We start from the raw sequence: 13,292 nt of genomic DNA, 5'->3' as shown, positions 1-13,292 counted from the left end.
CCAGGAATGCAGCCACCTCTCATTGACGAAACGCATGACCCGGCACGCCTGAGCTGGGTCGCATCGGCCAACACCCCCGATACCGACTTTCCGCTGCAAAACCTGCCACTGGGCGCACTTCGGCTTGAAGGGCGGCAGGTGTGCGGTGTTGCCATCGGTGACAACATCCTCAACCTGCAGGCCGCGTGCGAACACGGCTTGCTGACGAACCTGCCATCCAGCGTTCTCGCAGCCTGTGGGCAACCGCAGCTCAATGCGCTGATGGCCTTGCCGCCAGAAGAATCACGCCTGTTGAGGCGACGGGTGTTTGCGCTGTTAAGTGATGACCCCGGCAACACCCACCTGCGCGACGCTGTGCAGAAAAATGCCCTGTTGCCTCGTGCGGGTGCAGACATGGTGGTGCCGGCGCAGATCAACGGCTACACGGACTTCCTCACGTCGCGTCATCACACCGAGCGGCATGGAAAGTTCAAGGGCCTGAAAGACCCTTTGCCGCCTGCCTTCCTGAGCCTGCCGGTGGCCTATCACGGCCGCACCTCGTCCATACGCATCAGCGGCGGCCCGGTCATACGGCCCAACGGCCAGTACAAAAATACGAAAGGCGAAGTGGTTTTCGGGCCGGTCAAGGCGATGGACTTTGAGCTGGAGCTCGGCGCTTACCTGCGCGGCGGAAACCCGTTGGGCACGCCACTCGGCATGGATGAAGCGCAGGCGCAGATATTCGGCTATTCGCTGCTCAACGACTGGTCGGCAAAAGACATCCAGTGGTGGGAGCAGGTGCTCGGACCTTTTCTGGGCAAGAACTTCCATACCTCGGTCTCGCCCTGGGTGGTCACGGCAGATGCGCTGGCTCCCTTCCAGGTGGCTGCACCGCCGCTCGCGACCGACGCCCCGCCGCTTCTGCCGCATCTGGACTCCAGCCACAACCGGCGTTTCGGCGGCCTGCAGGTCGATGTGGAGGCGTGGATTCACCTGCACCCGGATGGTGTGAAGGACGCAGTGCGCCTGAGCCGCAGCAGCGTGCAGAACCTGAGCTGGACGTTTGCACAAATGGTGGCCCACCACACCAGTAACGGCTGCAACATCATGACCGGCGACTTCATAGGCAGCGGCACCATCTCGGGCGAGTCTGACGAATCCCGCGCCTGCATGACCGAAATCACCGAAGCGGGTAAACGACCAGTGCAACTTCAGGATGGCATCAGCAGGTGCTGGCTCGAAGACGGTGACGAAATCATCCTGCGCGCTTTTGCCCGGCGCGAGGGTTTCAGGACCATAGGGTTTGGTGAATGCCGGGGCACGATTGCCCCGGCGGTGCGGCATCCGGCAACTGCTTAAACCGCGTCCGGTCCTGCAGCCTGCGTGAATTCTTTCGAGAAGACTTCCAGGGCTTCACCAGTCTCACGCCCTATCTTGCTGATACGGTAGAAATCAAATTGCACCAGGGGTGTGATGTCAGCAGTCAGGGTGGCGTAGCGTTTGCATGCGGCCGCGGCAAACGAGGGGATAAGCGCCACGCCAAAACCCTTGCCGGCCATGGCAATCGCGGTTTCAAGATTGTTGACGGCCATGCGCAGGCTGACCTCTACGCCCTGCTTTTTCAGCGTTGCATTGACGAGCTGCTGCACCGGGCTTGCCTCGGTCAATGCCACCACCGGATAAGCAGAAAGGTCGGACCAGCCCAGTGTGGTGCGCGATTTCATGAGCCTGGGGGACCAGGCTGCGATGAGCTTGGACGGAAACATAGGCGTCTGCCGTATGCCGGATGCGCGCTGGAAGAAGGCACCGAAGGCCGCATCAATTTCACCGCTGTCAACCATGCCCAGAAGGGCCTGCGGGGAATCGTCAATGACATCGAGCTGCACCTCCGGGCAGGCCTGCTGGAACTTCTGCAACACCCCGGGCACCACGTGTGCCGCCACCATGGGTGTGAAACCCAGCCGCAGTTGTGCCACACCGGTTCGTTCCAGCGCGCCCAGCCTCGCGCTGGCCGCTTCGAGGTCACGCACAACCGCCATGGCTGTCGGCAGGAAATCACGGCCGGCATCGGTCAGCACTACATTGCGGGTGGTGCGCTCGAACAGCCTGCTGCGCAACTGCCCTTCAAGCTCGCGGATGGTCGCGCTCAGGGCCGCCTGCGTCAGGTGGACTTTTTGCGCCGTCTTGGTGAAATTGCCGGTTTCCGCCACGCCGATGAAGGCCTTGAGCTGGCGCAGATTCAGGTTCATGAAAGCCCATGCAGGATGAGAAAGGATCAATCATAGGTTTCCCATCGAAGGCGTCCATTCAGGAAAACACGCGTGCACGGGCGGATTCATAGATGTTGCTTGTCAAGCCACAGCATCAATTTGTTTTACCCCGCGCAGCTTGCACTGTGTAATGGCAGCATTGAAGCAAAAGAAACAACAGAGACAAGAGGACTGACCCATGAATATCGTGATTGCTGGCGCCGGCATTGGTGGCCTGACTGCGGCCCTGTCGTTGCTGCGCACCGGGCACAAGGTACAGGTGCTGGAGCAGGCGTCGGAACTGCTTGAAGTGGGTGCGGGCGTCCAGCTCAGCCCCAATTGCACGCGCGTGCTGTTTGAACTCGGCCTGGGTGACGAAATGGTGGCCAGGTCATCGGAGCCTGTCAGCAAGGAGGTGCGCCTGTGGAACACCGGGCAGGCCTGGAAGCTTTTCGACCTCGGGCCCATGTGCCGCGAAAAATACGGCTACCCCTACCTCACCATCCATAGAGCGCACCTGCATGCCACCTTGCTGGACGCGGTGAATCGCCTTTCACCGGCGGCCATCACACTGAATGCAAAAGTCGCATCCTGCGTGACCAATGGCGAAGGTGCAACCGTCACCACCGCAGACGGCCGCAGCTTTACCGGTGATGTCGTGGTGGGTGCGGATGGTGTGCACTCAGCCATCAGGGCGCAGCTTTTTGGCAACGACAAGCCCGGGTTTTCAGGGCTCGTGGCCTGGCGCGGCCTGATCCCGATGGCAAAGCTGCCGCTACATCTGCGCGATGCAAAGGGTGTCAACTGGATAGGGCCGGGCTCGCATGTCATTCACTACCCGCTGTCAAATGATGGACTGGTGAACTTTGTCGGCGCGGTGGAACGCAGCGACTGGAAGGTGGAGTCCTGGCACGAGAAAGGCTCTGTCGATGAATGCCTGCGCGACTTTGCCAACTGGCATGCCGACGTGCAAACACTGATCCGCTCCATAGCGACACCATACAAGTGGGCCATGATGACGCGTGAGCCGATGGCGAGCTGGACCACCGGCTGCATCACCCTGCTGGGTGACGCCTGCCACCCTACCCTGCCTTTCCTGGCGCAAGGTGCGGCCATGGCGATTGAAGATGGGTTCATGCTCGCTCGGGCATTGAACGAGTACCCCGGCCAGCCGGCACAGGCCCTGCAGAAATACGAGGCAGCCCGCAAGGAACGCACATCGCGGGTTGTCAGGGGCTCCAACGACAATGCCAGACGTTTTCATGACCATTCACTGGCCAGCGAAACGGGTGCAGCCGAATATGTAGACAGGGAGTGGACACCTGCACGCGTGGTCGAACGCTATGACTGGTTATTCAGGTACAACGTCAATGAGGCAATCATCTAGACCTGTTGCGCATTGCTTAAGCTGCAGACATCAGGGGCTGACAGCCTGAATGTTCAGGGGGCCTGGTCAGGCTCCGACTCTGCCTGCCTGTCACGCCGCGCAGTGACAAAAATATCCCAGGTCGCCATAAACATGGCTGCCACCAGCGGGCCGACCACAAAACCGTTGAGCCCGAACAGCGCCATGCCGCCCAGCGTGGACACCAGCACCACATAGTCAGGCAGGCGGGTGTCCTTGCCAACAAGGATGGGCCGCAGCAGGTTGTCGACCAGACCGATGACCAGCACACCGAAAGCAATCAGCACCAGCCCCTGCCAGACCTGTCCGCTGACCAGGAAGTAAATGGCGACAGGCCCCCATACCAGTGCAGCCCCAACAGCCGGCAACAGGGACAAGCCGGCCATCAGCGTGCCCCACAGCACGGGCGCATGCACGTCCAGCATCCAGAAAATCAGGCCACCCAGTGCGCCCTGCAAGGCGGCCACCACGATGTTGCCGCGCACGGTGGCGCGTATGACGGTGGCGACCTTGTGGCCCAGTTCGCGTTTGATGCCGGCTTCCAGCGGTATGGCGCTTTCAATGCGCCTGGCCAGCGCCGCACCGTCCCGCAACAGGAAGAACAGCACGTACAGCATGATGAAAAAACTGACCACAAAATCGAAAGTGTTCTGCCCGATGCTCAGCGCCTGCGTGGCGATGAACTGGCTGCCCCTGGTAATGCCTGTGGTCAGGCGTTCCTGGACCAGGGCGAAATTATTGAGGCCAAACCTGCGCAGCAGGCCGTTCGCCCAGGCCGGCAATGCGTCGTAGACCTGCTGGAAATAACGGCTGATGTTCAATTCGCCAGACTGCACACGCTGGTAGACCGCCATGGCCTCCTGAACCAGCAGCGAGGCCACAAGCCCCAGCGGCAAAATCACCAAAACAAGGATGATGGCCAGGGTGACCAGCGCAGCCGGCGTGCGTTTGCCGCGCATGCGGGCCAGCAGGCGGATAAACAGCGGCGTGAACATCATGGCAAAAATCGCTCCCCAGAACACCGCACCGTAAAACGGCCAGAGCACCCACAGAAAAGCGAGTGAAACAAGCAGCAGCAACAACAGGAAGGCCTTGCCCTCAAGGCTGGACGTGTGAAGCGGAGCTGGAGTTTTCATGCGGGGAAGATTGGCGGTGAACGAATGGGGTCCTGGCGCGCCCAATGCACCGGGCGCGCAAAGTCAGCGCATCAATGGTGTCACAGGGTCTGCTGGCGATTCAATCACGGATTATCGTCACTGCCGCAGAAAACAGGCGTGGGACAGTCCGTGCAGTGGTTGTGGGCCGTACGCCCGACACAATGCCGCGTAAACTTCCCGGCAATGGTGCTGCCCGCCCCGGTCGTTCCATCTTCCAGCCAGAAAGTGCCGGTTCCTCAGGCACCCCCCACAGGCCTACACCCGTCACGGTTCACGTCCGACCCTTGTGTTTCATGCGCGGTGCATACTTTGCATCATGATGCCCAGAATATCCCGTACGCTCACCACCGCCATCGTGCTCGCACTCGCGGTCCTGGCTGCGGGGTGCGCGGGTTCGGGCCCACGTACAGCTGCGATTGACGTCACCGCCTTTGCAACATGGGGCGCCGCCGGCCTGCCCCTCACAGGCAGTACCTACCGGTTTGAAAGATTGCCTTCACAACTCGCCGCGAGCGTGCAGACCCAGCAGCTCGAAGATGTTGTCCATCATGTGCTGTCCGCCAAGGGGTTGCAGTACGTGCCGGCGCCAGCCGCCGCGCGCTACAGCGTGCAGGTGTCGACCAGCGTTCAGCAGGTCGCCGGCATGGGCGGCTACCCCTACGGCCCCACCATTGGCATCAGCGGAGGCAGCGGCGGCATCAGCGGCGCGGGTATAGGCTTCGGGTTTCCAATAGGCGGTTCAGCCAGCACTGAATTCAGGACCGAGCTCCTGGTGCTGGTGCGCAACCTGCAGACCAACAGCGTGGTTTACGAAACCCGGGCCTATTCACAGGACGGCTATCCCGGCGACTCACGGGTGCTGGCGGCCATGGCAGACAGCGCGCTGAAGGATTTCCCTGTGCCACCTGCGGGCATGAGGCGTTACCGGGTTCAACTGGCGCCCTGACGGCCCGCAGGAAAAACCCATCCATGCCGCTCCCCCTTGAGGCACGCAGTTCCTCAAGCGCGCACCAGGGGCAGCGTGATCCATCTGGCCAGCACCTCCCACACCCGGTCCGGTTCTATGGGTTTGACCAGAAAATCGTTCATGCCCGCGTCCAGGCACTGTTGCCTGTCCTGCGCCATGACGTTGGCCGTCATCGCAATCACCGGAAGGTTTCGCAGTTGCGGCAGCTTGCGCAAGGCCACCGTCGCCTCCACACCCCCCATTACGGGCATTTGCATATCCATCAGCACCAGGTCGTACGTCGCCTTTCCGAGCATCTCCAGGGCAATCTCCCCGTTGTCGGCAAAATCCACAGCGAAGCCCGCATCCTTGAGCAATTCGCCTGCGACGATCTGGTTGATGTCGTTGTCTTCCACAAGCAGGATGCGGGCACCCTTGATGGCACCCAGCCCTGCGTAATCGCTGCTGGCGGGCACCTCCTGGACTTCGCATTGCCGGGCGGGCGCTCCGCCCAGCAAATCCATCGTCATATCGAAGAGGATGGAGGGATTCACCGGTTTGAAGAGCGTGTCCTCAATATCTGTCGTTTCCAGTTCCTTGAGCAGTTCTTCCCGGCCATGGGCAGTGACCATGACTAGGTGGGGCGCCGGATAGAGACCAAGCGACTGAATCTGGCGCGCCGTTTCAATGCCGTCCATCACGGGCATACGCCAGTCCAGATAGATGATCTCGAAAGAACGGTTTGCAGTGGCCGCTTTCCTGACCTCTTCCACAGCCATCTTTCCCGAAGACGCCTGCCCCACCTGAAAGCTCATTGCCTTGAGCATGTCGACGATGACGGTGCGGGCAATTTCGTTGTCGTCCACCACGAGCACGTTGCGCCCGCGCAGGTTGGGCAGTGGCACGAGTTCACGCCGCTTGAGCAGGCTCACGCCGAGGCGGGCGGTGAACCAGAAGGTGCTGCCCGCGCCGACCTCGCTCTCGACGCCGACTTCTCCGCCCATCAGTTCAACCAGTTTTTTCGAGATGGCCAGGCCGAGGCCGGTGCCACCGAATTTACGCGTTGTCGAGGAGTCGGCCTGCTCGAAACTCTGGAACAAGCGGCCTATCTGCTCCTGCGTGAGGCCAATCCCGGTGTCCTTGACGGCAAAACGCAGCAGCACCTCCTGTTCACCCAGTTGCTCCACCCTGGCGGAAACAACAATTACCCCGGTTTCAGTGAACTTCACGGCATTGTTGACGAGATTGATCAGAACCTGCCCAAGCCGCAATGAATCACCAATGAGGTTCTGCGGCACATCCGGGCCTATGTCGAAGACAAGTTCCAGGCCTTTGTCATTGCTCTTCTCGGACAACAGATTGGAAAGGTTATCCAGCAGCTTTTCAAATTCAAAATCGGCGTGCTCTATCCCCAGCTTTCCGGCCTCCACCTTCGAGAAATCGAGGATGTCGTTGAGTATTCCCAAAAGATGCTGGCCGGAGCTTTGCATCTTGACAAGGTAGTCGCGCTGGCGTGCCGTCAGTTCGGTTTTGAGCACCAGGTGAGCCAGGCCAACGATGGCATTCATGGGTGTGCGTATTTCGTGGCTCATGTTCGCAAGGAACTCACTCTTGCTGCGATTGGCACTTTCGGCGGCGCGGTTCATGCGCTTGAACTCGGTGACATCCGTGGCCAGTGAGTAAAAGCCTATGACCTCGCCTTCTTCGGCACCGTCGCCATAGCGGGGGAAGTAATTGACCACGTAGTCCCTCAATTCTCCGTGCGCAGTTTTTTGGGTGCGTTCGTAGGTCACCGGGTACCCCGAGAGAACCTCCTCGACATGGGGACTCACGGCTTGGTAAATTTTCCCGCCCAGGACATCCCGCAAATGCTTTCCGTGGATCTGTCCGAAAGACAGGCCGAAAGCCTCCTCGCAAGCCTTGTTGTGGAAGCGGAAACAATGGTCTACGTCCACATAAGCGATCATGGCGGGCACCGTGTCGGTGATCTGGCGCAATTGGGACTCGCTGTCACGCAGCGCTTCAGCCACCCGGCGCGCCTCGGTGATGTCGCGGCCGATGCCGCGGTAGCCGGTGAAGCGCCCAGTGGCATCGAAAATCGGCACGCCGCTGATGCTCCGATAGCGAATTTCGCCGGTCTGATCCAGCCGGGGCACCTCGAAATCGCGAAAAGGCTCATGCCGTTCCAGCTGCGACCTGTGAGCCGCCCACACGCGTTCTTCAAGGAGGGTACCGCTCAATTCCCAACGCGTTTTACCGATGTTGCTGCTCCAGGCCACGTCCGGCTCCGAGACATGCACAAACCGGAAATTCTCGTCCTGCTCCCAGAACCAGTCTGAAGACAGCAGGGTCAGCGCGCGAAAGCGCTCTTCGCTGTCACGCAAAATCTGCTCTTTCTGCTTGAGTTCCGTGATGTCCTGGACCTGGACAATAAAGTAAAGCGGCGTGCGATCGGCGTCGCGCACCAGTGAGCTGGTCAGGTAGCCCCAGAGGATGTGGCCGGCCTTGTGGATGTACCGCTTTTCCCACTGATAGGTTTCTATTTCCCCGGCCAGCGCACGCTTGCGCTGCGACAGGTCCCAATGGATGTCGTCGGGGTGCGTCACTTCATGAATGGTCCGGGACAACATCTCCGCCTCGGAATACCCCAGCATCCTGCAAAAGGCGTTGTTGACCTTGAGCCTGCGTGAATCAAGGCCGATGACGGCCATTCCGGTCGCTGCGTGGTCAAACGCATAATTAAACTGCTGGTCGGTGACGGTGAACTGCTCGCTGCCCAATGGCACAATCGCCGTCTGGCCGGGAAGCAAAGCGGCGGCGCCTGTCAACAACGGGTTCGATGGCGGGGCACCGGCCCGCGCGGCTGCCGAATAATCGCCCAGTTCACCGCCTGAAGCGGCAGCAGCCGGATCCGCCCCGAGCGTGAAATAAAAAGTGCTTCCCTCACCGAGCCTCGATTGGGCCCAGATCCTCCCACCATGCCTGGCCACGATGCGTTTGACCGTGGCCAGGCCGATGCCGCTTCCGTCGTATTCTTCCGCCGTATGCAGGCGCAGGAAGGTTTCGAAAAGCGTGTGTGCGTGGGCCATGTCGAACCCCGCGCCGTTGTCCCTGACGAAATAGACTGCCTGCCGGTCCGCATCGCGTTCCTGCCCCACCACTATTTCGGCGCTGGCTTTTTTGGACGTGAACTTCCAGGCATTGCTGATCAGGTTATCCATCACCTGGCGGAGCAACGCTCCATCGCCCCGAACCAGCAAGCCGGGTTCAACGCGCACGTGCACGTTGCGGCCGGGGTCGTTTTCAGCGCACTGCCGAAGGATGGTGTCCGCCTCGGCACTCAGGTTGACCGCCGTCCACTTCAGGCTGGTGCGCGACAGCTGGGCCAGCGAGAGCAGGCCATCCGTCAGTTCACCCATTCGCCGGACCCCGCCACGTATCTTTGAAAGATAAAGCGCGGCGCGCTCGCTGGATTCCTGCGGCATCGCTTTCTGCAGCAGGGCTCCAAAGCCGTCAATCGTCGTCAGGGGAGACCGCAGGTCGTGCGCAACGGAATACGAAAAAGCCTCCAGCTCCTTGTTGGCTTCTTCCAGCTGGGCTGTCCTGCGCGCTACACGGTTTTCCAGTGCGACATTGAGCCTGACAATTTCAAACTCGGCGAGTTTCCTCTTGGTGATATCGGTAATGGTCGTCACGTAGCCGGAAGGCTCACCGCCAGGTTTCTCGAACAGGGGCAGGATGTTGATCAACCCCCACATCATCCCCCCATCCGGCCTGGCGAAACAGACAACTGCATCGGTTTGCGGCAGACCGGTACGCCTGGCGACCACGCTCGACCATTCTTCTTCCGGCATGACGGAGCCGTCTTCACGATGCCGGATCCACTCCGGGCGGGGAATGGTTTGCCCCCGCAGCTGTTCCAGCGAAAGACCGAAAATGCGTTCTGCGCTGGCGTTGCAATCGACAATGCGCCCCGCTGCGTCACGCACCAGGATGCCTTCGGAGAGCGTGGACACCAGCGCGCGAAAGCGGGTTTCACTGGCGCGCAGGCGCTCATCGGCGGCGAGGCGGCTGGTGATGTCCTCTGTCGTGATCAGCAGATGCGTGACCGCCCCCGTGGCGTCCTTGAGCGGCACCTTGCGCATGTGCACCCGGATATCGCCATGATGCCTTGTGATGGCGGACCGGTCGGGGAAATCTTCCGTCAGCCCCGATGCGACCAGCTCAATGTCAGCGGCATGCATCCTGTCCGCATCCGCCTGCGGCCACATTTCATGAACCGTACGGCCCATGGCCTCCTCACGGCTCAGTCCGTACTGCACCTCCGCCGCCTTGTTCCACGCCACAATGCGAAAGTCATCCCTGACCGACTTGAGATGAACCGCGACGGGAATGTTGGCCACCACGCTGTCGAGAAAATCCGACGTCTTCTTTTGCGCATCCGTGAAGCGCTTTCCTGCGCTGATGTCCCGCATGGTGCCCCGATAGCCTGTAAACCGGTTCTGATCATCAAAAATGGGGGTGCCGCTGACTGAAAAGTAGCCGGTGATGCCGTCCTCAAATACCCGGAGATATTCAAAATCACGAAAGGATTGATGTGCATCCAGCACGGCGCGATGCGCTTCCCAGGACATCGTCAACGGTGTGATGCCAGGCAGGTCCCAGCGGCATTGACCCGTGGCACCGAAGATGATTCCGCTGTCGAGCTTGCCATTGCTCAACCCTGACGAAAATTCCACGAAGCGGTAGTGGGCGTCCTGCTCCCAGTACCAGTCTGCCGACACTGCGACCATGTCAAGCAGGTGGCGCGCATTGGCCTGCACCGCGGCCGTTGCCCGGCGCTGCGCAGCGAGTTCGCGCTGCAACTGCTCATTGGCACGAGCGAGTTCCACCACCTGGATGTGAAGGCTGTCGCTGGACAATGGGTTGTCCTTGTTCATACGTGGTTTCTGCAGCGCGATCCGCCGGCGCCGGACCTTGAGGACGCTGCCTGTCTCCTGTTTTCATGTACTGTCCCGAACATTGTGGGCCGTATGATGGAGCCCGACGTAAGGGAACAGGCCGACCTGTGATGTTCGGCCGCACTACAGGCCCGCGCTTACACAATTAATGGGTTTTTGTTGACATACCTCGTTGCCGTTCGCGCGCTTTGCGAATTTACCGCCAAGCACGGCGACCTTGACCTTCGATTCACGCCCGCACCTTCTGCACAGGAAGGCATGGCGGGCCACGCGCTGGTGGCATCACGGCGCGGGGCAGACTATGAAGCCGAGGTGAGCCTGGAAGGCGGGTACAAGACCCTGCGCGTGCGCGGCCGGGCAGACGGCTATGACCCGGTCAACAACCTGCTTGAAGAGGTCAAGACCTTTCGTGGAGACCTTCACAACATTGCCGACAACCGGCGTGACCTGCACTGGGCGCAAGCCAAGATTTACGGCTGGCTGCTGTGCATGGACAGGGGCCTGCAGGACATCAACATTTCGCTGGTGTACTTTGACGTGGCCAGCATGCAGGAGACGCCGCTCACCGAGCTGTTCACGGCCGCCGCGCTGAAGGAGTATTTTGAAATGCTCTGCGAGGGTTTCCTGGTCTGGGCCACACAGGAAATGGCGCATCGTCTTGCGCGTGACGAGGCGCTGCTGGCGCTGAAATTTCCGCACCCCACCTTCAGGCTGGGGCAGCGCGAACTCGCCGAAGCCGTGTACAAAACCGCGAGTGCGGGCAAATGCCTGATGGCGCAGGCCACCACCGGCATCGGCAAGACGATTGCGACAGTATTCCCCCTGCTCAAGGCTGCGCCCAAACAGCAGCTCGACAAGATTTTCTTTCTCGCCGCCAAAACACCGGGCCGCAGGCTGGCGCTGGATGCGTTTGAACGCATCGCAGACAGCCGGGCTGGCTTGCCCCTGCGCATACTTGAACTGGTCGCGCGCGACAAGGCCTGCGAGCACCCGGACAAAGCCTGCCACGGTGACGCCTGCCCGCTGGCCAAAGGCTTTTATGACCGCCTGCCCGCCGCGCGCAGCGCAGCCGTAGCCCGCGCCAACGGCCTTGCGCTCGACAAGGCGGCGCTACGCGGGATTGCCCTGACGCACCAGGTCTGCCCCTACTACCTGAGCCAGGACCTGGTCGCCTGGTCTGACGTGGTGATCGGCGACTACAACTACTATTTCGACAGCAGCGCCCTGCTGCATGGCATGATGATCGGCAACCAGTGGCGTGTCGCGGCACTGGTGGACGAAGCCCACAACATGGTTGAACGCACGCGCAAGATGTATTCGGCCAGGCTTGACCAGGCCCAGCTGCACGCCGTGCATGCCTCCGCGCCCCGCGCGGTCAGGCCCACGCTGGACCGGCTGAACCGCAGCTTCAACGACCTGCACAAGATGCAGATGGTCGCCTGGCAGGTGCACAAGGAGCTGCCGGTTGAATTTTTGAAAGCGCTGCAGCAGGCCATCAGCACCATCACTGACTTCCTGACAGCCAACCCGACGCGGGTGGATGCCGACCTGCAGGCCTTTTATTTCGAGGCGCTGCATTTTGCGCGCATGGCAGAAACCTTTGCTGCGCACTCGATGTTTGACATCACACTGGGTGATGACTCCCACAGTGGTGCGGGCGGGGATGCAGAAACTGCATGGGCGCTGCCGGACTGTGCCGTGCTGAACATCCGCAACATCGTTCCCGCGCCCTTTCTTGCACCGCGTTTTGCCGCAGCCCGTTCCGTCGCGCTGTTCTCGGCCACACTGAGCCCGCAGGATTTCTACCGGGACACGCTGGGCCTGCCCGACACGACCGCCTGGATAGACGTGCAGTCACCGTTTTCACATGAACAGCTGCGGGTCTCGGCAGTCAGCAATATCTCGACGCGCTACCAGCACCGCGATAACTCGCTCACACGCATCGCCGACCTGATGGCACGCCAGTACCATGCCACGCCCGGCAATTACCTGGCCTTTCTCAGCAGCTACGACTACCTGCAAAAACTGAAGACCGTTTTTGTGCAGCGCCACCCTGACATCATGGTGTGGGAGCAGACACGCCAGATGGACGAGGCCGGGCGCGAGGAGTTCCTGCAACGCTTCACGCCCAGCTCTGAGGGCATAGGCTTTGCCGTGCTGGGGGGCGCATTTGCCGAAGGTGTAGACCTGCCGGGCAGGCGCTTGATAGGCGCTTTCATCGCAACGCTGGGCCTGCCGCAGGTAAACGCAGTGAACGAGGAAATCCGCAAACGCATGGGTGACTGGTTTGAAGCAGACAGCTCCGGTGGCGAGACTGCAGGCACCGGCAGCACGCCCAGTCGCGGCTACAACTACACCTATCTTTACCCAGGCATACAGAAAGTGGTGCAGGCCGCGGGCCGCGTGATTCGCACGCAGCTCGACGAAGGCGTCATCTACCTCATGGACGACCGCTTTACCCAGCCCGAGGTGCAGGCACTGCTGCCGCTGTGGTGGAAAGTTGGCAGGCTGCACGCGCCAGCACCCACGCCAGCGGCAGCGCCAGCACCCACGCCAGCGGCAGCGCCAGCGCCAGGGCCACGCCCCTAGAATCAT

Annotated in this window: 7 protein-coding genes; 4 read left to right on the top strand and 3 right to left on the bottom strand. The window is 60.9% G+C overall.

Features of this window, described 5'->3' with window-relative positions; all coding sequences use genetic code 11:
* The first annotated feature begins 6 nt into the window (after positions 1-6).
* A complete protein-coding gene (fahA, locus tag HYX42_RS09260) occupies positions 7-1,338 on the top strand; it encodes a fumarylacetoacetase (protein WP_293402109.1) in 1,332 nt (443 codons plus the stop codon).
* Here fahA and HYX42_RS09255 read toward each other — a convergent pair.
* Positions 1,335-2,228, bottom strand: a complete 894-nt coding sequence (locus HYX42_RS09255) for a LysR family transcriptional regulator (protein ID WP_293402108.1) — start codon at positions 2,226-2,228, stop codon at positions 1,335-1,337. The genes fahA and HYX42_RS09255 overlap by 4 nt on opposite strands.
* Positions 2,229-2,427: 199 nt before the next feature.
* Here HYX42_RS09255 and HYX42_RS09250 point away from each other — a divergent pair, with 199 nt between their 5' ends.
* Positions 2,428-3,615, top strand: coding sequence for an FAD-dependent monooxygenase (locus HYX42_RS09250; protein ID WP_293402107.1), 1,188 nt, complete (start codon positions 2,428-2,430; stop codon positions 3,613-3,615).
* A 53-nt stretch (positions 3,616-3,668) separates the two neighbouring features.
* Here HYX42_RS09250 and HYX42_RS09245 read toward each other — a convergent pair whose 3' ends face one another.
* Entirely contained in the window at positions 3,669-4,769 is a 1,101-nt protein-coding gene (locus HYX42_RS09245) for an AI-2E family transporter (RefSeq protein WP_293402106.1), read from the bottom strand.
* Positions 4,770-5,106: 337 nt separating this feature from the next.
* Here HYX42_RS09245 and HYX42_RS09240 point away from each other — a divergent pair, with 337 nt between their 5' ends.
* Positions 5,107-5,736, top strand: coding sequence for a DUF4136 domain-containing protein (locus tag HYX42_RS09240; protein WP_293402105.1), 630 nt, complete (start codon positions 5,107-5,109; stop codon positions 5,734-5,736).
* A gap of 53 nt (positions 5,737-5,789) precedes the next feature.
* On the opposite strand, the gene HYX42_RS09235 is transcribed toward HYX42_RS09240, so the two are convergent.
* On the bottom strand, positions 5,790-10,676 hold the full coding sequence (locus HYX42_RS09235; protein WP_293402103.1) for a PAS domain S-box protein: 4,887 nt from the start codon (positions 10,674-10,676) through the stop codon (positions 5,790-5,792).
* 180 nt (positions 10,677-10,856) lie between these two features.
* Between HYX42_RS09235 and HYX42_RS09230 the strand changes: the two genes are divergently transcribed.
* On the top strand, positions 10,857-13,286 hold the full coding sequence (locus tag HYX42_RS09230) for an ATP-dependent DNA helicase (RefSeq protein ID WP_293402459.1): 2,430 nt from the start codon (positions 10,857-10,859) through the stop codon (positions 13,284-13,286).
* Positions 13,287-13,292: the final 6 nt, after the last annotated feature.

The sequence above is a fragment of the Polaromonas sp. genome, assembly GCF_016185115.1.
Lineage (GTDB): Bacteria > Pseudomonadota > Gammaproteobacteria > Burkholderiales > Burkholderiaceae_C > Polaromonas.
Note: the sequence above shows the minus strand (reverse complement) of the source record. Positions and strands in the feature narration are given on the sequence as shown.